This is a genomic window from Mesorhizobium sp. WSM4871, assembly GCF_055811295.1.
Genome location: NZ_JBVVPU010000022.1, coordinates 15,319 through 37,381, shown reverse-complemented (window position 1 = coordinate 37,381; position 22,063 = coordinate 15,319). Strand labels below are relative to the sequence as shown.

At 63.5% G+C, this 22,063-nt stretch carries 17 protein-coding genes; 10 read left to right on the top strand and 7 right to left on the bottom strand.

Features of this window, described 5'->3' with window-relative positions:
* Window position 1: 1 nt before the first annotated feature.
* The 3 genes from AC0L2H_RS30370 to AC0L2H_RS30360 form a co-directional block, all read right to left on the bottom strand.
* Entirely contained in the window at window positions 2-484 is a 483-nt protein-coding gene (locus tag AC0L2H_RS30370) for a DUF992 domain-containing protein (protein ID WP_107648428.1), read from the bottom strand.
* A gap of 85 nt (window positions 485-569) precedes the next feature.
* Window positions 570-3,719, bottom strand: a complete 3,150-nt coding sequence (locus AC0L2H_RS30365; protein ID WP_473593454.1) for an efflux RND transporter permease subunit — start codon at window positions 3,717-3,719, stop codon at window positions 570-572.
* Complete coding sequence (locus AC0L2H_RS30360; RefSeq protein ID WP_473593453.1) at window positions 3,716-4,879, bottom strand: efflux RND transporter periplasmic adaptor subunit; 1,164 nt, start codon at window positions 4,877-4,879, stop codon at window positions 3,716-3,718. Before AC0L2H_RS30360 ends, AC0L2H_RS30365 begins: the two co-directional genes overlap by 4 nt.
* A 79-nt stretch (window positions 4,880-4,958) precedes the next feature.
* Here AC0L2H_RS30360 and AC0L2H_RS30355 point away from each other — a divergent pair, with 79 nt between their 5' ends.
* Entirely contained in the window at window positions 4,959-5,180 is a 222-nt protein-coding gene (locus tag AC0L2H_RS30355; RefSeq protein ID WP_473593452.1) for a cysteine rich repeat-containing protein, read from the top strand.
* A gap of 151 nt (window positions 5,181-5,331) precedes the next feature.
* The gene (locus AC0L2H_RS30350) at window positions 5,332-6,435 is read left to right on the top strand and encodes a calcium:cation antiporter (protein WP_473593451.1); all 1,104 of its coding nucleotides are present in this window, start codon (window positions 5,332-5,334) and stop codon (window positions 6,433-6,435) included.
* Window positions 6,436-6,508: 73 nt separating this feature from the next.
* Here the strand turns inward: AC0L2H_RS30350 and AC0L2H_RS30345 are convergent, their stop codons facing one another.
* Window positions 6,509-7,237 carry a GntR family transcriptional regulator gene (locus tag AC0L2H_RS30345; RefSeq protein WP_473593450.1) on the bottom strand — a complete coding sequence of 243 codons (729 nt, stop codon included), beginning with the start codon at window positions 7,235-7,237 and terminating at the stop codon, window positions 6,509-6,511.
* A gap of 135 nt (window positions 7,238-7,372) precedes the next feature.
* On the opposite strand from AC0L2H_RS30345, the gene AC0L2H_RS30340 reads away from it, so the two are divergent.
* The 4 genes from AC0L2H_RS30340 to AC0L2H_RS30325 are packed head-to-tail and all read left to right on the top strand — an operon-like array spanning window position 7,373 to window position 12,600.
* On the top strand, window positions 7,373-8,518 hold the full coding sequence (locus AC0L2H_RS30340) for an ABC transporter substrate-binding protein (RefSeq protein ID WP_473593449.1): 1,146 nt from the start codon (window positions 7,373-7,375) through the stop codon (window positions 8,516-8,518).
* A 10-nt stretch (window positions 8,519-8,528) separates the two neighbouring features.
* Complete coding sequence (locus AC0L2H_RS30335) at window positions 8,529-10,274, top strand: ABC transporter permease (protein ID WP_473593448.1); 1,746 nt, start codon at window positions 8,529-8,531, stop codon at window positions 10,272-10,274.
* A 29-nt stretch (window positions 10,275-10,303) separates the two neighbouring features.
* Window positions 10,304-11,431, top strand: coding sequence for an ABC transporter ATP-binding protein (locus AC0L2H_RS30330; protein ID WP_473593447.1), 1,128 nt, complete (start codon window positions 10,304-10,306; stop codon window positions 11,429-11,431).
* 11 nt (window positions 11,432-11,442) lie between these two features.
* Window positions 11,443-12,600, top strand: a complete 1,158-nt coding sequence (locus AC0L2H_RS30325; RefSeq protein ID WP_473593446.1) for an enolase C-terminal domain-like protein — start codon at window positions 11,443-11,445, stop codon at window positions 12,598-12,600.
* 941 nt (window positions 12,601-13,541) lie between these two features.
* On the opposite strand, the gene AC0L2H_RS30320 is transcribed toward AC0L2H_RS30325, so the two are convergent.
* Together AC0L2H_RS30320 and AC0L2H_RS30315 are read right to left on the bottom strand one after the other, a co-directional pair.
* On the bottom strand, window positions 13,542-14,984 hold the full coding sequence (locus AC0L2H_RS30320) for a coiled-coil domain-containing protein (protein ID WP_473593445.1): 1,443 nt from the start codon (window positions 14,982-14,984) through the stop codon (window positions 13,542-13,544).
* Window positions 14,985-15,435: 451 nt separating this feature from the next.
* Window positions 15,436-16,344: a hydrogen peroxide-inducible genes activator gene (locus AC0L2H_RS30315; RefSeq protein WP_473593444.1), complete on the bottom strand. Its 909-nt coding sequence runs from the start codon at window positions 16,342-16,344 to the stop codon at window positions 15,436-15,438.
* A 129-nt stretch (window positions 16,345-16,473) separates the two neighbouring features.
* Here AC0L2H_RS30315 and katG point away from each other — a divergent pair, with 129 nt between their 5' ends.
* Window positions 16,474-18,672, top strand: coding sequence for a catalase/peroxidase HPI (gene katG / locus AC0L2H_RS30310; RefSeq protein ID WP_473593443.1), 2,199 nt, complete (start codon window positions 16,474-16,476; stop codon window positions 18,670-18,672).
* 71 nt (window positions 18,673-18,743) lie between these two features.
* Here the strand turns inward: katG and AC0L2H_RS30305 are convergent, their stop codons facing one another.
* On the bottom strand, window positions 18,744-19,421 hold the full coding sequence (locus tag AC0L2H_RS30305; protein ID WP_473593442.1) for an MIP family channel protein: 678 nt from the start codon (window positions 19,419-19,421) through the stop codon (window positions 18,744-18,746).
* Window positions 19,422-19,689: 268 nt separating this feature from the next.
* Between AC0L2H_RS30305 and AC0L2H_RS30300 the strand changes: the two genes are divergently transcribed.
* The 3 genes from AC0L2H_RS30300 (at window position 19,690) to AC0L2H_RS30290 (ending at window position 22,061) form a co-directional block, all read left to right on the top strand.
* Window positions 19,690-20,979 (top strand): RsmB/NOP family class I SAM-dependent RNA methyltransferase, encoded by a 1,290-nt coding sequence (locus AC0L2H_RS30300; protein WP_473593441.1) that lies wholly within the window; start codon window positions 19,690-19,692, stop codon window positions 20,977-20,979.
* Window positions 20,980-21,051: 72 nt separating this feature from the next.
* Complete coding sequence (locus AC0L2H_RS30295) at window positions 21,052-21,504, top strand: TspO/MBR family protein (RefSeq protein ID WP_473593440.1); 453 nt, start codon at window positions 21,052-21,054, stop codon at window positions 21,502-21,504.
* A 98-nt stretch (window positions 21,505-21,602) separates the two neighbouring features.
* Entirely contained in the window at window positions 21,603-22,061 is a 459-nt protein-coding gene (locus tag AC0L2H_RS30290; protein WP_473593467.1) for a PaaI family thioesterase, read from the top strand.
* Window positions 22,062-22,063: the final 2 nt, after the last annotated feature.

The following is a 22,063-nucleotide window of genomic DNA, read 5'->3' as shown; positions in this document are numbered from 1 at the left end:
TCTAGTTTGCCGCCGTGAGTTCAACCTGCTCGACCCCCGCCGCGATGTTGATGCCCGTTTCGCCCTCGACTGCGAGCGGTTGAAGCGCAAAGGCTTTCTCGGTTCCGCCTAGCAGGGCATCGGCGCCAACTCCAAGACCCACGGCCGCTTCCGCGTCGACGCCATCATATTTGCCGGTCAGCAGGCCATTGTCCTTTGCCGTCGAGCCGCTGACGACGGCCCATATGAGATGGCCTTCTTTCACCTCGCCGAGTTCGATGCCGAATTCGTGGATCGAGCCGGTGTAATTTTCCGTCGTGCCGTCATTCCTGGTGAATACGCAGGTCATTGTCTGTTTGCGCTCAATGATCTCGCCGATGCCGGTCGAGGTGTCGCATTTCAGGATGCCGACCTGGGCGTTCACCGCCCAGGCCGGCGCGGTCGCGATAAACAGAAATGACGCGCCCGCAAGCGCGAAGATGCGGAAGACGGAGTGGAAAAGCATGTCGGATTTTCCCTGATTGAGGTTGCGAAACTGATGCGTCGATAAAAGGTGGTTCCCCCCGGCCGGCGCGGCGATTTTGCCTTGCCTAGCCGGGAAGCGTGGATGTGACCTCCCGCTTCGTCTTGCGCGCGGCGCGCCATTCCTCGAACCGTTGCAGGATGACGAAGAAGGACGGTACGAAGAGAACGGCGAGGCAGGTCGAGGCGATCATGCCGGAAAAGACCGTGATGCCGATCGACTTGCGTGCGCTGGCCCCGGCGCCCGTCGCCACCACCAGCGGCGCGACACCTAGGATAAAGGCGAAGGATGTCATCAGGATCGGGCGGAAACGAGCACGTGCGGCCTCGATCGCGGCTTCGACGATCGGTCTGCCGGCGGCGCGCAGCTCTCGCGCGACCTCGACGATCAGGATGGCGTTCTTGGCCGACAGTGCGATCAGCAGGATCAGGCCGATCTGGACATAGAGATTGTTGTCGATGCCGAGGCCGTTGAGCACCAGGACCGGGCCGACCAGCGACAGCGGCGCGGCCAGCAGGATCGAGATCGGCGCCAGCCAGCTCTCGTATTGGCCTGCCAGCACCAGATAGACCAGGAGCAGCGCCAGGCCGAACACCAGATAGATCTGGCTGCCGACGAGCTTCTCCTGATAGGAGAGCGCCGTCCAGTCGTAGCCTGTGCCGGGCGGCAATGTGTCGGCCGCGACCCCTTCCATCAGCTTGATCGCGTCGCCCGACGAGAAGCCCTGCGCCTGCACGCCGATGATCGATGCCGAGGGATAGAGGTTGTAGAGGCTGATCAGCGAAGGCCCGACGCTTGGCGTGATCGTCAGCAACGTGCCGAGCGGAATCATGTCGCCGTTCTGGTTGCGCACGCTCAGGCGGGCGATATTCTCGGGCGTCAGGCGGAATTGCGCGTCGCCCTGCACATAGATCTGGAACACCCGCCCGAACTTGTTGAACTGGCTGACATAAGTCGAGCCGAGATAGCCGGCGAGCGTCTGGAAGACCTGGTCCGTGGTCAGCCCCAGGGTTTGCACCTTCTCGCGGTCGATCTCGACCGTGTATTGCGGGACGTTGGCGCGGAACGGCGCCGATACGCGCTGGATGCCAGACTGCGTCTGGGCAGCCCTGGTCACCGCCTCGACCGCGCCCTGCAGCTTGGCGAGGTCGAAACTGCCGTCACGCAGCTCGACCTGCATGGTGAAGCCGGCGGCGTTGCCGATGCCCTGGATCGGTGGAGGCGGCAGCACCAGCACGGTGCCGTCAGCCATGCCGGACATATTCTTGTTGAGCGTGGCGTAGAGCGAGGCAAGATCCTCGCCCTTGCCGCGCAGGCTCCAGTCCTTGAGGATGATGTAGGCCACGCCCGCGTTCGCCAGCGTCGAGTTGTTGTCGAGCGCCGATATGCCGGCGATCGTCACCACCTGATCGACGCCAGGCGTTGCCTTGGCGATCTTCGAAACCTGTTGCAGCGTCTCCTGCGTACGGCCAAGCGCGGCGCCATCGGGCAGCTGAACCGCGGCGAGCATGTAGCCCTGGTCCTCGATCGGGATGAAGCCGGTGGCCACCCTCGCTATGCCGTAGCCGGCCGCACCGATGATCAGCAGCGCAATGATGCCCATCACCGTGCTGTGACGCACCATGGAGCCGATCAAGCCGGCATAACGGTTCTCCATGCGCTGGTAGACCGCGTTGAAGCCGCGAAAGAAGAAATTGCGCTGCTCCGGCGGCACCGGCCGCCTCAGCCAGGTCGCGCATTGCGTCGGCTTGAGCGTTGCCGCGTTGATGGCGCTGATTATGGCGGTTGCCGCAATCACCAGTGCGAATTGCGCATACATCTGCCCCGTCAGGCCGGGCAGGAACGCAGCCGGCAGGAACACTGCCATCAGCACCAGCGTGATGCCGATGATCGGCCCGAACAGCGCGTTCATGGCGGCAATCGCCGCATCGTGGCCCGACATGCCGCGCTCCATATTGTGCGCGGCTCCCTCGACCACGACGATGGCGTCGTCGACGACGATGCCGATTGCAAGCACGATGGCGAACAGCGTCGACAGGTTGACCGAGAAGCCGAGCGCGGCCATCGCCGCGAACGCCCCGATGATCGTCACCGGAACGGTCGTTGCCGGCACCAGCATGGCCCGCCAGTCCTGCAGGAAAAGCAGGATGACGATGAGCACCAGGACGGCGGCTTCGATCAGCGTCTTGTAGACCTCGTGGATCGCCTGGCTGACGAAGATCGTGGTGTTGAAGGGGATCGAATATGCCAGCCCTTTCGGGAACTCGCCCGACAGTGCCTTCATCCTGGCCTCGACCTTGCCGGCCACATCGAGCGCGTTTGCGCCCGGCGACAGGAAGACGGCCATGCCGGCGGCCGGCTGGCCGTCGAGATTGAAGAACTGCCCGTAGGTCTGGGCGCCGAGTTCGACCCGGCCGACATCGCGCACGCGCGTCATGTCGCCATTGGCGCCGGTCTTGACGATCACGGCGCCGAACTGGTCGGGGTCGTCAAGGCGGCTGGACACCTCGACCGTGTACTGGAAGGACTGGCCTTCCGGCGCCGGCGGCGCGCCCATCTGGCCCGCGGTGACCTGCTCGCTCTGCTGCCCCAGCGCCTGGACGACGTCCTGCGTGGTAAGGCCGCGCGCCTGCATCTTCTCGGGATCGAGCCAGACGCGCATGGAATACTGGCCGGCGCCGAACACATTGACATTGCCGACTCCCGGTATCCGGGAGAGCTCGTCCTTCAGCCGGATGGTTGCGTAATTGGCGAGATAAAGGCTGTCATATTGCCTATCAGGCGAAGTCAGCGTGACGATTTCGAGGATCGAGGTCGACTTCTTCTGAACGGTGACGCCCTGCACCTGCACCGCCTGCGGCAGCCCGGCGAGCGCGGAGGACACCCGGTTCTGCACAAGCACCTGCGCCTGATCGAGATCGGTGCCGATCGCGAAGGTGACGGTGAGATTGTAGGTGCCGTCCGATGCAGCATAGGACTGCATGTAGATCATGCCCTCGACACCGTTGACCTGCTGCTCGATCGGCAGCGCCACAGTGTCGATCACCGAGCGCGCACTGGCGCCTGGATAGCGCGTCGTTACCGAAACCGTGGGCGGAACCACGTCGGGATACTGCGCCACCGGCAGGGCAAAGAGCGAGATGACGCCGATGACGACCATGAGGATGGCGATGGCGTTGGCCAGGACCGGCCGCTCGATGAAGAATTTGGAGATCATTGCGCTGCGCCCGTGGCAGCCGCTTCCAGTTTCTTCTCTTGCGGCTCGATCTTCTGGCCAGGCACGGCGGTCAGCAGGCCCGAGACAAGGACATGGTCGTCCGCGGTAATACCCTTGGTGATGACGCGCAACGTTCCGACCAGCTGGCCGATCTCAACCGGCCGCTGCTCGACCACGTCATCCTTTCCGGCGACGAGCAGGTAGCGGCCTTTCTGGTCGCTGCCGATCGCCCGGTCGGGAACGAGCAGCATGTTCGGCTCCTCCCCCAGCGGCACGCGCACGCGCACGAAATAGCCCGGCAGCAATGCCCGGTCTTCATTGGGCAATACGGCACGGACCGCCAGCGTGCCCGTGGTGGCCGTAACCTCTGGCGCGGCATAGTCCAGCATTCCCGCATGGGGATAACCCGTCTCGTCCTGCAGGCCGACCTCGACCGGTATTTTCTTGAGGTCCTGCGCGGTCATTCCACGCTTGGCCATGGCGGCGCGAATGCGCAGCACATCCTGTTCCGAGATGTTGAAATTGACGTAGATGGGAGCGAGCTGAACGATGGTCGCCAGCGTGGTGGCGCCGCCGGCGCCGACCAGCTGCCCCATCGAAACCTCCCGGGAAGTGACGGTGCCAGCGAACGGCGCCTTGACCTCGGTGTAGCTCAGATTGAGTTGAGCCTGCTTGACGTCGACTGCGCTCTGCTTCTGCTTGGCGATGTCGACTTGGGCCGCCGCGGAGGACTGATCCAAGGTGGATTGCGAGATGATCTTCTGGGACAGCAGCTCCTGCTGCCGCTTCAGGTCGGCGCCGGACTGCTTGGCGGCGGCATCGGCCGAACCCTGGCCGGCCTCGGCTTGCTCGAGCGCCAGCTGGTAGGTGTCGGGCTCGATCAGGAACAGCCGGGCGCCGGCCTTCACCTCGTCGCCATCCTTGTAGTCGATTTCCTGGATGAAGCCCGAGACGCGCGCAACCAGCGGTGTCGTGTTTACCGCCGCAGTGTTGCCCGTGGCCTCGAGATAGGGGGTCACGCTCTGCTTCAATGGAAGCGCCACGTCGACCTTGGGCGGAGGCGGTGCTACGTAAGCATTCTGCTCGTTGCATGCGGACAACAGTATTGTGACGGCGACCAGGCCTGCCGCCGGCGCGATTCTACCTGATACGAAAAGCATTTTCCCCCTCTGGATACTTCCCGATGTATATCGCATTATATGAAAGTGAGCTAATTTACATATTTCAGGGGAGGTTGTCATGCGGATTGCGTTAAGCGTGCTTTTCCTAGCGACCCAGATGGCGGCCACCGTGGCGCTGGCGCAGACGGCCTCCGAGCGCGAGGCCTGCGAGGCGGATTACAAGAAGTTCTGCAGCGGCGTGCAGCAGGGCGGCGGCCGCATCATCGCATGCCTGTCCGGCCATATGAGCGAGCTGACACCCGAATGCCAAAAGGTCGTCAAGGCGAATACGCCCGGATAGGACCGACACGATCTTTCCGGGCCGCGGGTGACTTTATGTTTCGAGACTGTCGGACGCCTCGGGCGAGGCTGCGGGCGCAGGGAGTGGTCGCAGCGCGCCAGATGTGCTCCAAATAAGTTTTCAGCACGAGCATCAAGCGTAAAAGGCCGCAATGACTGGTTTCACAAGATCGGCGGTTTCCTATGCGATGCCGCTGGCCGCCCTCATTGTCGCCATCGCGGTCAGGGCCAGCGGGCTCTCGGTAGACCAGGGGTCCATCAACATGAGGATCCTTGTCGGAGCGATTTCGAGCGCGATCATGTTCACCACCATCTTTGTGGTGCTCGACCACGCCGAGGCGGTGGCGCGTCGGGTAGGGGAGCCCTACGGCACTCTGGTGCTGACCATAGCCGTGACCGCCATCGAAGTGTCGATCATCGTTTCCATGATGTTGCATGGAGCCAACAACCCCACACTTGCGCGCGAATCCGTCTTCTCGACGGTGATGATCACATCGACCGGCGTTGTCGGTGTGTGTCTGACATTTGGCGGCTGGCGGCACCGCACGCAGGCGATTGTCCGACAAGGGACCAGCGCCTATCTGGCGGTTCTGGTCGCGCTGACCGTCATGACGCTTGTCTTGCCGACCTACACGCAAACTTCGGATCCAGGCACATTTTCGGCGGCTCAGCTTGGTTTTGTAAGCGTGCTTTCGGTGCTGCTTTATGCGGGTTTCCTGTTCGCGCAGACCGTCCGCCACCGCGACGATTTCATCGGAGGAGAGACACACGGCGTTTCGACGCGAGCCGACGCTCACGAGAGCATCCTCACGGGTGTTCTGCTGCTGGCAATCGGCCTGATCGGCATCGTCATGCTCGCAGAGCAAGTCGCCGCAAGCATCGAGGATACGCTCGTTGCCTATCAGGTGAGCCAGGCCGACGCCATTGTGGGGGCCTTGATCGCCGGGCTGGTCTTAATGCCAGAGTCCGTTTCGGCGATTCGTGCCGCCCTCAACAATGAGCTGCAGCGCGGTTTGAATGTCGCGATGGGTTCGGCCTGCGCCACGATCGGTTTGACCATCCCGGCGGTTGCAGCCGCCAGCCTGCTGACGGGGAGGGGCCTGACGTTGGGCATTCCCGCGGCTGACACCGTACTTTTGGTCCTGGCGCTTTTCATAAGCAGTGTCAGCTTCAGCAACGAAAGAACGACGTTCCTGACCGGCCTGGTCCACCTTGTCGTCTTTTTCACCTATGTGCTTTTGATCTTTGTTCCGTGAAGGTCTTGGTGCGGCTTGGCAATCGGTGATTCCGCTGGCGACCCCGCCGCAGACGCCGGCATGCCGAGCCTGTCTAACTGTCCGGTCTGTCAGAGAACACCTGCTTCTCCGACATGCGGCTGAGCAGCCTGTCGCGGGCTGCGGTGACATGGTCGAATACCGCCTGTCCCGCTTCCTTCGAATTGCGATCCTCGAACGCCAGGATCATTTTCTCGTGCTCGGCGACGACGGCATCGTACACGTCCGGAGTGTAGCCGCCGAGACTGTCGGCCACCGTTCGCACTACCCGTGTGCGCCCTTCCAGGATGAGCTCAGCCTCCGGATTCCTCGCGATCTCGTAAATCCGCTTGTGGAAGACGATGTTTTCCCTGGATGCCACCAACGGCTTCCCGGACCGGATCAGCAGACTCAGATCTTCATGTAGTTGGCGGAGTGCAGCGATGTCCGCGTCCGTCGCCAATTCGACGGCCCGATGGGCGAGCATCGACTCGATCCCGACCCGGATGTCGTAGATGTTATGGATATAGCCTTCCGTGATGGACTCGATCCTGAACCCCCTGTGGGCCATCGAGATCAGGATCCCTTCACCCTCAAGTTGGCGGAGTGCCTCACGGATCGGCATGTGGCTGACGCCATAGCGCGACGTCAGCGCGTCGATCGTCAGATGTGTTCCGGGGATGAACTGCCCTGATATCAGATCTCCGATGATGGCGCGCTTGACCCGCAGGTAGGTCGGCTCGTTGAGCGGTGCTTCGCGAACCGGGTTCGTCCACGGGTCCGCAGTCTTCTCCTGCGCGTTCATTTGCCAAGCTCCTGATTCTCGTCTCGGCACTGTAACGCAGGCAGGCATTGACGCGCAAATATATTTGCGCAAATATACGATCCGTCGCGAAGTGAGGTGCCCGTCACCTCAAGCGAACATTCTGGGAGGAGCGATATGGCCAATTTCGACGACAACCGGCGCCCCGGTTTGCATGGCGCATGGTCGCGCCGCCGGGTTCTGCGCGGTGGCGCGCTGGCCGGGCTGAGCGCCATCGGCCTGACTGCGTTGGGCAGGCCGGGTTTCGTTCAGGCCGCTCAGGCGGATGCCGAACTGGTCGCGGCGGCCAAGGCCGAAGGCACCCTCACTTACTATCACACGACCGCGATAGACCCGACCGCGGTCTGGACAAAGGTATTCACCGACAAATACGGGATAACGACGCAGAACGTCCGTGGTCCAAGCTATCCCCTGTTCGAGCGCTGGCTGACGGAAGAGCGTGTCGGGCAGCACATCGCCGATCTCGTGCAGATCACCGATACAGTCCTGATCGAATCTGCCCATGCCGAGGGGATGATCGCGGACTACGCCCCTGCTTCGGGGGCGGGTATTCGCCCGGAAATGAAGAAGGACGGGGTCTGGTACACGGTTTTCGTGAACGCCATGGGGATCGCCTGGAATTCCACGAAGGTCTCGCCGGAGGAAGACAAGCTGATCCGGGAAGGTGGCTGGGCGACCCTGACCGACCCGCGCTGGGCGGGGCGCATCGCGACCGGCACTCCAGCATCCGGTGGCAGCAGCTATTCCTACGTCTACATGTTCCTGGGTGGCAAGCGCGACCAGTTCGGCCCGGAATTTCTTGCCAAGATGGCGGCCCTGAAACCACAGGTCTACGACAGCAAGTCGCCGATGTACGACCGCCTCGCCGCGGGTGAGCATGCGATCGTCGACCAGGCCTCGCAAAGCGACATGGGCGGCTTCTACCTCAAGGGCGCGCCGATCCGGTGGGTGTTCCCCAAGCCGACCCCCGCCAATCTCACCGTGCAGACGATCTCGGCAAAGGCGCCGCACCCGAATGCTGCCCGGCTGTTCCAGGAATGGGCCACGAGCGCCGAAGGTCAGGCCGCCTGGTTCAAGGTCGCGGGCGTGGCCTCTGCGCGTGAAGACACGGTCGACCCACGCAAGGCGGCAAAGGCCGACTGGTACAAGGAAGACTGGTACGCGGACCCCGAGGAACTCTATATCAACTATCTGAAGGACCCCGGCTACGTCGACCCGGCAAAGCCGATCATCGCCGAGTGGAACGGGATCTTCGGCCGCTGAGGCGCGCGCGATGACCGTCGTCATGGCCGCGCGCACGCCGAACACCGACGATCGCGCGGCCGGCTATGCCTTGATGCGCCGGCGTCGACGCGGCGTGGCGCTTCCGGTTGCCCTCGGCCTCCTGCTCACCGCGCTGGTCGTGGTTCCGATCGCGCTGATGTTTGTCGGCGCGGTGCGGACCGGAACCTTTGTGGACCCGAGGGCCGAGTTCTCGCTGCGCAGCCTGGCGGCAGTCTATACCACGCTGCCGTACCTCAAGAGCCTCGCGGTCACCGTCGGGGCATCGCTTCTGGTGTCCCTGGTCGCCTGCATCGTCGGCATCGCCCTGGCCTGGCTGCTCGCCAGGACCGACCTGCCTGCCAAGGGAACAATGGAGAACGCGGTCATCGCGCCGCTCTATCTGTCGCCCTTCGTCGGCGCGCTGGCGTGGCTCATCCTCGCATCGCCGAATGCCGGCCTCCTGAATGTGCTCGCCCGCGATCTCTTCGGCGCCACCGGTCCGGTGATTAACGTCATGACCGCCAGCGGGGTGATCCTGGTCATGGCGCTCTACAACGTGCCTTACGCCTACATGACCGTTTCGGCTGCGCTGAAGGGCATGGACCCGTCGATGGAGGAGGCGTCCTACCTCAACGGGGCGGGCACGCTGACGACGGCCATGAAGGTGACCTTCCCGGTCATCCGCCCGTCGATCGTCTCGGCCTTCTTCTTCGTGTTCGTGCTCACCTGCGGCACGTTCTCGATCCCTGCCGCCCTCGGCGGCACGCAGACGATGCCGTTCCTGGCCGTCGACATCTACCGGGCCGTCGCGACGTTCCCGCTCGATTACGCCCGGGCGGCCGCGATCGGTACACTGCTGTTCTGGATCTCCCTGATCGGCGTCTTCTTCTATCGCTTCGCGTCCAAGGTCGCGACCCGCTTCGTCACGGTGACCGCCCGCGGCTACCGCACGCGCCTGGTCAAGCTTCGCGGCTGGCGACTGCCGTCGATCCTGATGATCCTCGTTTACGTCACGCTGGCGATCGTCCTACCCTATCTCGCGCTCCTCTACGTCGCCTTCACAAGCTTCACCTCGTCTTCCATTCTCGACGCGACCTTCACGCTCGCGAATTTCTGGTCGGTGGTCGATTCGGTGGCCGTGCGGCAGTCGATCGGCAACACGCTGCTGGTCGGGATCCTTTCGCCGACGCTCTGCGTGCTGCTCGGCACCGTCATCGCCTATGCCGTGCGACGCCTGCATGTGCGGGGCGGCGGCGTGCTTGACTACATCGCCATGTTCCCGATCGCCGTTCCCGGCATCGTCTTCGGCACCGGCATCTTCTGGACCTATCTGATGACGCCGGCCTACGGGACGATCTGGATTCTGGTGATCGCCTTCGTGGCGTCCTACATTCCCTTCGCCTATCGCATGATCGACACCTCCATCATCCAGATCGACAAGTCGCTCGAGGAAGCGTCGGCGGTTTGCGGCGCCTCGCACTGGCGAACCGCCCGGCAGGTGACCTTCAAGCTGATCCGCCCCGGCGTTCTGGCGGCATGGACCCTCGTCTTCATCTTCTCGGTCCGCGAGATCAGCGCGGCGATCCTGCTGGCATCGCCGAGCAACAAGGTCCTGTCGGTGATGTCGTGGGATTATCTCGAATTTGGAAACGTGCAGAACGCCGCCATCATCGGCCTCCTGCAGACGGCAATCCTGGTCGCGGGCATCGTCGTCGGCCGATACGTCCTGCGGGTGAAGCTGTCCCAGGCGGTCTGAACGGCGACCGGGATTCTAAAAGGGTGATCATGGCTAAGCTCAGCGTGGAAGATCTCGTCGTCGCCTATGGCAGCCTCACGGTGGTTAAAAACCTTTCCTTCGTGGTCGAGGACGGCGAATTTGTCTCTCTTCTGGGGCCGAGCGGCTGCGGCAAGACGACGACGCTGCGCTGTATTGCCGGCCTTGAAGACGCCCGCGCCGGAACGATCCGCATCGGTGGCGAAATCGTGTCGGCGGACGGCCGGGACGTGCCGGCCGAGAAGCGCGGCATCAACATGGTGTTTCAATCCTATGCCGTCTGGCCCCACATGACCGTCTTCGAGAATGTCGCCTATGGCCTGCGCACGCGCCGAGAGCCTGCCGCGACCATCGAATCGAAGGTCGGCGAGACCTTGAAGATCGTCGGCCTCGACGGGTTTGCGGCTCGCTACGGCACCGAGCTCAGCGGCGGCCAGCAGCAGCGTGTGGCGTTGGCGCGCGCCATCGTCACCTCGCCGCGCCTGCTGCTTTTCGACGAGCCGCTCAGCAATCTCGACGCCGGCCTGCGCGACCGCATGCGCTTCGAACTGGTCGAACTGCAGCGGCGGCTCGGGCAGACCTCGCTCTACGTCACGCACGACCAGTCGGAAGCGATGCTGATGAGCGACCGGATCATCCTGATGAAGGATGGCGAGATGGTTCAATCCGGCAGCCCGCGCGACCTCTACGACCGGCCGGCGACCCGCTTCGCCGCCGAATTCATCGGCAACGCCAATATACTGGAGGGCGACATCGTCCGCTCGGCGGGCGATGGCGGCGCACTCGTCTCCCTCGGCGACGGGCTGACTATCGAGGGGCGCTTCTCCTCGCCGGAGGCCGCCCGGCCGTCGGGGCCTATTCTGGTCTGCATCCGCTCCGAGAGCATCGCGCGGGTGCGCGATGCGCAGGACGGCGCCAATGGTTTCGACGCCGAGGTGACATCCGTCAGCTTCCTCGGGCCGGTCGTCACCTGCCTGCTGAGCATCGGAGGCCTCGCGCTTCGTGCCGAGCTGCCGGCCAGAAACGCGCCATCCGCCGGCGAGACGATCCGTATCCGGATCGAGCCGGACGCCGTCATTCTCATTGCGAGCCCCCTCATTGCGAACTCCGGGCCGGCCCGCCAGATCAACCCCTCCTGAAGGACAGACATATGCGCATCGACAGCATTGAGAGCATTTTCGTGGACAGGTACCTGTTCGTCGAGATCCGCACGGACAACGGTCTCGTCGGGCTCGGCGAAGGCGGCGCCTGGGGCTTCCACGAGGCGACCGCCGGCGCGGTCCTGCGCTTCAAGGATTACCTGCTCGGCCAGGACCCGCTGCGCATCGAGCATCACTGGCAGTACATGTACCGCTGGGCGCATTTCCGCGGCTCGGCCGTGATGGCGGCGATCAGCGCCATCGACATCGCCCTTTGGGACATCACCGGCAAGCATTTCGACGCGCCGGTGCACGCTCTTCTCGGCGGCAAGGTGAGGGAAAAGGCGCGCGCCTACTACCACGTGTTCGGGCAGACCAAGGAGGAGCTGTTTTCCGGCATCGAAGACGCCAAGAAGATGGGCTTCACGGCCGTCGGCCACCTGACGCCGTTCGTGGACAGCCGCCGGGACGTGCCGTACTTCCAGACGCATGCCGAGAAGATCGCCGACGCGGTCGACACCGTCCAGCAGTATCGACAGATCGCCGGGCGCGGCATGGATCTTTGCATCGAGATCCACCGCCAGATGACACCCTACGAGGCGGTCCAGCTCGGGCGTGCGATCGAGCCTTTCTATCCCCTGTTCATCGAGGATCCGATCCTGCCGGACAATCTCGACGAAATGGCCTATGTCGCCGACAAGATCGCCATTCCGATCGCCACCGGCGAGCGGATGACCTCGCTCTGGGAATTCCAGATGCTGCTCGCCCGCAACGCGGTCCAGCTCGTGCGGCCCGATGTCTGCATCGTCGGCGGCATCTCGGGAGCCCGCAAGATCGCAGCACTCGCCGAGGCCTCGCATGCCGGGGTCGTGCCGCACAACCCGCTCAGCGCCGTGTCGACGGCGGCATGCCTGCAGATCGCGGCGACGGCCCCGAATTTCGTCCTTCAGGAATTTCCGAACGACACCTGGGACGTCACCGATAAGCGTCCGGACTCCGACAGTTTCCTCGTCGGCGCCGCACGGCACGACGGCGAGGGCTTTTTGACGATCAGCGACGAGCCGGGTATCGGCGTCTCGCTCCGCCCGGACGCAGCCGAGAAATTCCCGTATCGGGCCAGGAAGATCCATACCCGCCTTCACAAGGACGGCTCCGTCGTCGACCAATAATCGGTGTATGTCCGATTCCCATACGCCGTCTGGCGGCTCGAGCCTCGGCCGAGCGCCGTGTGTTCCTCTTGCCAGCCTGGAGCTATATGATTGCGGTGACCCTGCCCGCCGTGAGGCGACAACCGACCTTCGCCTGCCGGATTTCGATGCCGCCTTTTCTTGCGTAGTCTATTCGCACGTGGATCGGCGCCGTGAGTGCACTCCGACCCTGGCGCAACGCACCCGCGCTTACCGCACGGACACGGACGGCGCCAAGCGGCTTCGCGGCGGAAATGATTGCCGCGCGGCAGGCTTGCACGACCGCGGCCGGCGTACCGGGTATTATTTTCAGTGGCCCCACGGATCCAAACGGATAGCCCAGGGTCGAGTTACCCCGGCCTGTTCTGGAAGGCGTGAGAACGGATGGCAGGGAAATCGATTGCCTGGTGGTCTTGGCGGGGACAATGGATTTCGTGACGGCGGGCGGACTAGCGGCAACCGATTTGGCGTTGGCGGACGGATCGGCGCCCACACCAATTCCCGCTGAAACGCTTCCGCTGGTGTTGCTTGGATTGTTGCTGGCATTGGAGCCCACGCCGCTGCCTGTCGAAACGCTTCCGCTTGTGCTGCCGACGTTGCCACTAACGTCTGCGTCGACTGATCCTGCGCCGACCGAAGCGCCAACGTTTGCTCCGCCTACACTGCCGACGCTCGCACCCGCTCCCACGGATGTGCCTTGCGGGCCGGCGCTCACGCCAGCGCTGACGCCTATACCGCCAACGCTCACTCCGGCACCGATCCCACCACCGCTCACTCCGGCACTGATCCCGAGACCTGCGCCAAGAGCCGAGGCAGGGCCGATCGCAATCCCGATCGTCAACGCGGCAGCCACATATCTTTTCATTTTGATACTCCCGTGCGGCATGCATTCAGCTCCTTCGTCGGCACCGGCGCAGCTCGAGCTAGTTCAGTGGGCGCGTTGGGAGCAATGGTGCGGGAAGTTCGATGGCCAGCACCTCAAGTTGCGGCGACTTCCGGTACTTCACTTTCTGTTTTTTCTGCGAGCGCGGTTTACGGACTGGCTGCACGCCCGAATCCGATAATGCACTTGCAATAGCGCCCGCGGCGGTCGGTGCTTTCAGCGAGCGCTCCGCAGCGGCTCGACGCTTTTCCTTGACGATCGACTTACGCGCGGCGCTGAGGCTGCGGGCCAAATCTTTAGCCCTTTCACGCTCCTGGTCCAGCGCCGCGCTCAATTCCATTGAGTTCTGCTTCAAGGCATCGCGGTCCCGGCGAACAGTGTCGAGGTCACGTTCGGCTGAATCTGCCCGTTCGCGCTCCAGTGCGAGTGTTTCTCCCGCTAGCCTTGCAGCGGTCTCGGCCGCCTGGCGGTCCTTTACGGCGTTGGCCCGCTCGCCCGCGGCCATATTTACGCTTGTCTTGAGAGCATCGATGGTCTGACGCGCCGTGGTGAGCTCCTGTTCGAGGGACTCAACCTTCCGGCGCTCAAGCGCTTGCTTGGCGGAAGCCTGAGCGGCTTCCTGATTTGCGCTTGTCTTGAGAGCATCGATGGTCTGACGCGCCGTGGTGAGTTCCTGTTGCAGGACTTCGATCTTCCGGCGCTCGTCATCAAGCGCTTGCTTGGCGGGAGCCTGCGCGGCTTCCTGATTTGCGCCTGTCTTGAGGGCATCGATGGTTTGCCGCGCCGTGGTGAGTTCCTGTTCGAGGGACTCAACTTTCTGGTGGTCAAGCGCTTGCTTGGCGGGAGCCTGCGCGGCTTCCTGATTTGCGCCTGTCTTGAGGGCATCGATGGTTTGACGCGCCGTGGTGAGTTCCTGTTGCAGGACCTCGACCTTCCGGCGCTCGTCATCAAGCGTTTGCTTGGCGGAAGCCTGCGCGGCATCCTGATTTGCGCCTGTCTTGAGGGCGTCGATGGCTTGACGCGCCGTGGTGAGTTCCTGTTGGAGGACTTCGACCTTCCGGCGCTCGTCATCAAGCGTTTGCTTGGCGGAAGCTTGAGAGGCCTCCATTGGGGTTTGCGCTTCAGGCACGGCGCCTTTCGTGCTGTCCCAGAGACTGGCTGTCGTCTTCAGATTTTCGATAACACGATGCGCCGTCTCCAGACTATGCGCGAGCGCTTCGTCTCTTCGCTGCTGTGCTTCCAGGGCCTCTGCCTGCTTGGCCAGCTCCGCTCGTGCCGCAGCCAATTCGCGGCGCAAGGCTTCCTCGGATTCGAGCGCGCCCGGTTGCGCTTTGTCCGGCTCTTTCTCGATATCGGTGCGGTTCGAAGCCACGACCGACGCGCTGTCGTTCGCTGTGGCAACCGATGACGCTTCCGGCGCCAACTGGCTATTTGCCGGAGATGCCAACACCAGAATGAGGATTAGCGGAACGAGGGACAGCACGGCGTTACACGCCCTGCCATGTACCTTGTGAAATAAAATCATAGGCCGCCGTTCAACAAAGGTTAAGTCACAGCGGAGACATTTTGGCTTGGTACCCTGCATATGACCCATCATTGAAGCTCACTGACCGCAGCCTTCGCCGCTATTGTATTCTCCATTACTGTACGCCGCGGCGTTGGACGCCACGCACCTGGAAGTTATCGCCTGGTTCCTATTTTTCGTCATTCGAACGAACGAAATTTCCGTCATTTACTCCGGGAGCTGTCTGAAACTTCCAAAAGGCTGCCCTGCTCAGTGCCGCAGGCCACTCTGGAGCCTCAGGATCCTGGACGGCTACGCTGGCGCGGCGTGATCAACCGCCTCGGTGACGCAGGACATCCATCAGCAGGGAGGGTGGCGTGCATCAGTGGAGGTCACCGGGACCTGACATCCGTCGGATAGTGCGATGCCCTCAAGCCGCCAGCACCGCCGCATCCAGCCCGCGAATGATCTTCGCCAGTTCCACGCACTCGTCGTGCCGCGCCTTGTTGCGTCGCCATGCGAGACAAATCGTGCGTTGCGGCATCGGCTCCTGGAACGGCACGATCTTGAGATCCGGCATGGTGCTGGCCGGCCTTGTTGCCATTTCCGGGATCAGCGTGACGCCGAGTCCGTGCGCCACCATCTGCAAGAGCGTCGTCAGGCTGGTGGCGCCGTAGCTTGCCATCGCCACCGGACGCACGCTGCCGCAGACGGCGAGCGCCTGTTCGCGCAGGCAGTGGCCTTCCTCCAAGAGCATCAGCCTTTCCAGCGCCGGGCTTTCCGGCGGCACCGGCGGCGAGGCGAAGGCGGGATCGCCGGCCGGCACGGCGAGGAAAAACCGGTCGCGGAACAGTTCTTCGCTGACCAGTCCGGGTTGATCGAGGGGCAGGGCGGCGATGAAGGCGTCGAGCCTGCCCGTCGCACTGTCCTCGATCAGCGAGGCGGTCACGGCTTCGCGCAGTTCGAGTTGCAGGGCAGGGAAATGCCGTCTCAGTTCCGGCAGCGCATGCGGCAACAAATAGGGCGCGACCGTCGGGATGATGCCAAGCCGGAAGCGCCCTTCCATGGCCGGGCGACCGCGCCGGGCCGTCGTCTCGACGTCACGGATATCGGCGAGAATGCGCTCGATGCGGGGCTGCAAGGCCAGCGCTTCGTCGGTCATCCGCACCAGCTTGCCGCCGCGCTCGAACAGCTGGCAGTTCAGCCGCTGCTCCATCTCGGCGATCTGCGCGGACAGCGCCGGCTGGCTGACGCCGGCAAGCTTGGCGGCGCGGCCGAAATGCAGCGTCTGCGCCAGCGCCTCGAAATACCGCATCTGCCGGACAGTGAGGCCTATCATAAGAAAAACCTATCGGAAAAAACAGGAAAGGCAATTTGTTTTTATCGCCGATGCGGCCTAGTCTGGAATCATTCCAGAATGGTGCGGCCGCTGGGCCCGCTCGGAAAACTCATGAAATCGGAGACGAAAATGGACGCTCAAACCGACGATCCCAGCACGGGCAAATGCCCGGTCGTGCACACAACCATCGCCAGGGCCAACCGCGACTGGTGGCCGAACCAACTCAATGTCCAGGTTTTGCACCAGCAGTCCTCGCTGTCCGATCCGATGGGCGAGGCGTTCGACTATGCCGAGGAGTTCAAAAGCCTCGACCTGAACGCGGTGATCAAGGATTTGCATGCGCTGATGACGGACTCGCAGGAGTGGTGGCCGGCCGACTTCGGCCATTACGGGCCGCTGTTCATCCGCATGGCCTGGCACAGCGCCGGCACCTACCGCATCGGCGACGGCCGTGGCGGCGCCGGAGCCGGCCAGCAGCGTTTTGCGCCGCTGAACAGCTGGCCGGACAATGTCAATCTCGACAAGGCCCGCCGGTTGCTTTGGCCGATCAAGCAGAAATACGGCCGCAGGATCTCCTGGGCCGATCTGATGATCCTCACCGGTAACGTGGCGCTGGAATCGATGGGCTTCAAGACTTTCGGTTTTGCCGGCGGCCGCGCCGATGTGTGGGAGCCCGAACAGGACATCTACTGGGGTCCGGAAGGCAAGTGGCTGGCCGACGAGCGCTACAGCGGCGATCGCGACCTGCAGAACCCGCTTGCCGCCGTGCAGATGGGTCTGATCTACGTCAATCCGGAAGGCCCGAACGGCAATCCGGATCCGCTCGCCGCGGCGCGCGATATCAGGGACACCTTCGCGCGCATGGCCATGAACGATGAGGAGACAGTCGCGCTCATCGCCGGTGGACACACTTTCGGCAAGACCCACGGTGCCGGCGACGCGTCGCTGGTCGGCGTCGAGCCGGAAGGCGCCGACATCGAGCAGCAGGGTCTCGGCTGGGCAAGCACATTCGGCACCGGCAAGGGTGGCGATGCGATCGGCAGCGGCCTGGAAGTGACCTGGACGACGACGCCGACGAAGTGGAGCAACAATTTCTTCGACAATCTGTTCGGCTTCGAATGGGAGCTGACCAAGAGCCCGGCCGGCGCCCATCAGTGGACGCCGAAGGGCGGCGCCGGAGCCGGTACCGTTCCGGATGCCCACAGCCAGGCCAAGCGTCACGCACCATCCATGCTGACCACCGACCTCGCCCTGCGGTTCGATCCTTCCTACGCGACGATCTCGAAGCGCTTCCACGAGAACCCGGATCAGTTCGCCGACGCGTTCGCGCGCGCCTGGTACAAGCTGACCCACCGCGACATGGGCCCGCGTGTGCGCTATCTCGGCCCGCTCGTTCCCAAGGAAGAACTGCCCTGGCAGGACGTCATCCCGGCGGTCGACCATGTCCTGATCGACGAGCAGGACGCTGCAGCGCTCAAGGCCGAGATCCTGGCATCCGGCCTCACGGTGCCGCAACTGGTCGCGGCAGCCTGGGCTTCGGCCTCGACCTTCCGTGGTTCCGACAAGCGCGGCGGGGCCAACGGCGCGCGTGTTCGCCTGGCGCCGCAGAAGGATTGGGCCGTCAACCAGCCAGCCGATCTGGCCAAGGTCCTCGACAAGCTCGAAGCGATCCGGAACGCTTTCAATGCCTCGCAGTCCGGCGACAAGAAGGTTTCGCTTGCCGACCTGATTGTTCTCGGTGGCAGTGCCGCCGTCGAGAAGGCCGCGAAGGACGGCGGAAACGACGTCAAGGTTCCCTTCACGCCGGGGCGCATGGACGCTTCGCAGGAGCAGACCGACATCCACTCCTTTGCGCCGCTGGAGCCGACCGTCGACGGCTTCCGCAACTATGTCAGCGGCAAGCTGCGGCTGACTGTCGAGGAAGCGCTGGTCGACCGGGCGCAATTGCTGACGCTGACGGCGCCGGAAATGACGGTTCTGGTCGGCGGCCTGCGCGTGCTCGGCGCCAATGTTGGGCAGTCCAAGCACGGCGTCTTCACCAGGCGGCCCGCAACGCTCAGCAACGACTTCTTCGTCAATCTGCTCGACATGGGCACGGAGTGGAAGGCGACGTCGGACGCCAAGGACGTGTTCGAGGGCCGCGACCGCAAGACCGGCGAAGTCAAATGGACCGGCACCCGCGCCGATCTCATCTTCGGCTCGCATTCGCAACTGCGCGCCCTCGCCGAAGTCTATGCGACGGCGGACGCGAAGGAGAAATTCACCAGGGATTTCGTGGCGGCGTGGACCAAGGTGATGAACGCCGACCGCTTCGACCTGGCGGCCTGATTTAGGCACTTGATGTAACAAAAGAGGCGCGGACCGTGGTCCGCGCCTCTTTGGTATTCAGGCTTCGAAAATCAGTCCTTCTCGAAGATGCGCGTCTTGGCGACGACGCCGGCAATGGCGCCGCCGATCAGCGGTGCGACGATGAACAGCCAGAGCTGGCTGATCGCGGCACTTCCCGAAAACAGTGCCGGGCCGATCGAGCGGGCCGGGTTGAGCGACGTGCCGGTGACCGGGATGATGGCAAAATGCAGCCCGGCCAGCGTCAGGCCGATGACCAGACCGGCGAAAGCCGTGCTGTGGCTTCCCGCCGTGACGCCGAGGATCACCGTCACGAAGGTGAAGGTCCCGATCAGCTCCCACAGGAACGCCGAGCTGACGCCCCATTTCGTCGTATCCCAGCCATTGGCGCCAAAACCGCCGGTGTGTCCGCCGACCTGGCCGGAAACGATGATCCACAGCGCCAGCGACGCTATGATGGCGCCGATGATCTGCGCGATCCAGTAAGGGATGACGTCCTTGGCCGGCATCCGGCCGGCAAGGAACACGCCGAGCGTCACCGCCGGGTTGAGATGCGCGCCCGAGATCGGGCCGATCGCATAGGCCGCCGCAATAAGGCCGATGCCGAACGCCAGACCGATGCCTTCCTGGCCAAGCGGCAGCGCGCCGCCGAAGCCACCCGTCACCACCGAAGCGGTACCGATGAAAACCAGTAGAAATGTACCCAAAACTTCCGCCAGATAAGTCTTCATTGCCCTCTCCTCGTAATTTCCCGTCAATCCGCTTGCTGTTCTTGGCGAATCACGCAGCGGAAGAGTATCGCAACCTGAAAAGTTTGAAAGCGCGAGCATTGCGCCAGCCGACGCGCTTGTGCGCTCCAGTCGCACGCTGTAGAGCGCGCAAGGAACACTCCACGCCTCGCGCCGTGCCTTTCCGAAAAATCGTTCCGATTTCCGGGCCGATGCGATAGAGCAGGGCCGAACGCAATTTGCCGACAAGGCCAAACGACGGAACAAGAAAATGCGATTGGGAGGACGGCTGGCGGCGGCCATCGAAGTGCTGGAGGACATTAGCCGGCGCCACCGTCCGGTGGCCGACGCGCTGAAGGACTGGGGCCTGTCGCACCGCTTCGCCGGCGGTGGTGACCGCGCGGCGATCGGCAACATCGTCTATGATGCGCTGCGCCGCAAGCGCTCCGCCGGCTGGCTGCTCGGCGAGGACACGCCACGCGCCATCGGCTTCGGCGCGCTGCTGCTCGAATGGGACCAGACGGCGCAGTCGCTGAACGGGGCGCTCGACGGCGACAAGTTCGCGCCGCCCTTGCTGAGCGACGGCGAACTGAAAACAGTAGCCGACCGCCGGCTTGCCGATGCGCCGGCCGCGGTGCGGGCCGATATTCCCGATTGGTGCGAACCGCTTTTCGAACGCGCTTTCGGCGCGAATTGGGTCGGTGAGGGCGCCGCACTTGCCACCCGTCCGCCGCTGGACATCAGGGTCAACACCTTGCAGGCCGATCGCGCCAAGGTGCTGGCGGAGTTGACGCAGACCGGCGCGAAAGCCGCCGACATCGCGCCGCATGGCATCCGTATCCCGCCCATCGACGGCGATGGCAGGCACCCGAACGTGCAGGCCGAACCGGCCTTCCAGAAAGGCTGGTTCGAAGTCCAGGACGAGGGCTCGCAGATCGTGGCGGCACTTGCCGGCGCCGAGGCCGGCATGCAGGTTCTCGATTTTTGCGCCGGAGCCGGCGGCAAGACGCTGGCGCTGTCGGCGGCGATGGACAATAAGGGCCAGGTCTTTGCGCATGACGCCGAGAAGGCGCGGCTGGCGCCGATCTTCGACCGCATTCGCCGCTCGGAAAACCGCAACGTCCAGATCGTCAGCAGGCCGGCGGAACTCGCTCCTCTCGAGAACCATATGGACATCGTCCTGGTCGATGCGCCCTGCACCGGCAGCGGCACCTGGCGGCGCCGACCCGACGCCAAATGGCGGTTGACGCAGAGACAACTCGATGCCCGCAAGGCCGAGCAATCGGCGATCCTCGACGATGCCAGGGCCTTCGTCAAACCCGGCGGCCTGCTTGTCTACATCACCTGCTCGGTCTTCGACGAGGAGAATGGCGACCAGGTCGCGGCCTTCCTGGAGCGTCATGACGGCTTTGTCCCGGTCGACCACCGGAAGTTCTGGGACAGCCGCTTTCCCGGCCACGCGGCTGCCGCGCGCATTGGCGCCGCAGGCGGTATCTCGCTGTCGCCGCTGCTCAGCGGCACCGACGGGTTCTATCTCTGCGCGCTGCGTAAGGCTGGCTGACGCCGCGGTTGACATTCCACGCCAGTGCTCCAGTTCGGAGGTGGCGGCGCTGGAGCCGCTAAGGGGCCTTGCTTGCAAAAATACCTGTCGCTTTTTCTTTTCCTTGTTCTGGCGCTGGGCGGGGGCTTGCTGATCGGCTACGCGACCTTACCGGGCGAATGGTACGCGTCCCTGGTGAAGCCGCCCTTCAATCCACCCAACTGGATTTTCGCGCCGGTCTGGTCGCTGCTCTATGTAATGATCGCCATAGCCGGCTGGCGAGCATGGCGGTGGAATCCGGCCAGCCCGGCGATGAAGATCTGGGGTGCCCAACTGGCCTTGAATTTTCTCTGGTCCCCGACCTTCTTCGGCGCCAAATTGATGGGGCCGGCTCTTGTCGTCATTGTCCTGCTTCTGGTCAGCATCATTGCCTTCATCATCCGGGTCTGGGATCGTGAGCCACTTGCCGGCTGGTTATTCGTGCCATATGCGGCATGGGTCGCTTTCGCGACCTTGCTCAACGCGTCTATCCTTTGGTCGAATTGATATGCCTTTGTTGCAGTGCAGCAAAAGCGATTGCCTGTCGTACGCGCCTCTGCAATAAGCTTTCCCTGAGATGTGCCTGAGGTGTGAAAGCAATGGCCATGGCAGCAAAGATCGTACCCGCCCCCGACTATGAGGACCGCGTCAGGACGTCCTTCGCGCGCCAGAAGGCCATGACGACCATCGGCGCCGAGCTGACGCTGGTAACGCCTGGCATCATCGAGATCGAGATGCCATATTCGGCGGCGCTGACCCAGCAGCACGGCTTCCTCCATGCCGGCGTCATTTCGACGGCGCTGGATTCGGCCTGCGGCTACGCGGCGTTCTCGCTGATGCCGGAGAATTCCAGCGTGCTGACCATCGAGTTCAAGGTCAACCTGCTGGCGCCGGGCCGGGGCGAACGATTCCTGTTCCGCGGCTCGGTGACAAAGCCCGGCCGCACCATCATAGTCGCCGATGGTCAGGCCTATGCCTTTGCCGCCGACGGCGAGGCCAAGCTGATCGCCACCATGACCGGAACGATGATGACTGTGGTCGGGCGTGATGGCATTGCAGGGTGATC

Coding starts and splice junctions, on each gene's coding strand:
- AC0L2H_RS30370 (WP_107648428.1), bottom strand. CDS start 484: ATGCTTTTCCACTCCGTCTTCCGCATCTTCGCGCTTGCGGGCGCGTCA.
- AC0L2H_RS30365 (WP_473593454.1), bottom strand. CDS start 3,719: ATGATCTCCAAATTCTTCATCGAGCGGCCGGTCCTGGCCAACGCCATC.
- AC0L2H_RS30360 (WP_473593453.1), bottom strand. CDS start 4,879: ATGCTTTTCGTATCAGGTAGAATCGCGCCGGCGGCAGGCCTGGTCGCC.
- AC0L2H_RS30355 (WP_473593452.1), top strand. CDS start 4,959: ATGCGGATTGCGTTAAGCGTGCTTTTCCTAGCGACCCAGATGGCGGCC.
- AC0L2H_RS30350 (WP_473593451.1), top strand. CDS start 5,332: ATGACTGGTTTCACAAGATCGGCGGTTTCCTATGCGATGCCGCTGGCC.
- AC0L2H_RS30345 (WP_473593450.1), bottom strand. CDS start 7,237: ATGAACGCGCAGGAGAAGACTGCGGACCCGTGGACGAACCCGGTTCGC.
- AC0L2H_RS30340 (WP_473593449.1), top strand. CDS start 7,373: ATGGCCAATTTCGACGACAACCGGCGCCCCGGTTTGCATGGCGCATGG.
- AC0L2H_RS30335 (WP_473593448.1), top strand. CDS start 8,529: ATGACCGTCGTCATGGCCGCGCGCACGCCGAACACCGACGATCGCGCG.
- AC0L2H_RS30330 (WP_473593447.1), top strand. CDS start 10,304: ATGGCTAAGCTCAGCGTGGAAGATCTCGTCGTCGCCTATGGCAGCCTC.
- AC0L2H_RS30325 (WP_473593446.1), top strand. CDS start 11,443: ATGCGCATCGACAGCATTGAGAGCATTTTCGTGGACAGGTACCTGTTC.
- AC0L2H_RS30315 (WP_473593444.1), bottom strand. CDS start 16,344: ATGATAGGCCTCACTGTCCGGCAGATGCGGTATTTCGAGGCGCTGGCG.
- katG (WP_473593443.1), top strand. CDS start 16,474: ATGGACGCTCAAACCGACGATCCCAGCACGGGCAAATGCCCGGTCGTG.
- AC0L2H_RS30305 (WP_473593442.1), bottom strand. CDS start 19,421: ATGAAGACTTATCTGGCGGAAGTTTTGGGTACATTTCTACTGGTTTTC.
- AC0L2H_RS30300 (WP_473593441.1), top strand. CDS start 19,690: ATGCGATTGGGAGGACGGCTGGCGGCGGCCATCGAAGTGCTGGAGGAC.
- AC0L2H_RS30290 (WP_473593467.1), top strand. CDS start 21,603: ATGGCAGCAAAGATCGTACCCGCCCCCGACTATGAGGACCGCGTCAGG.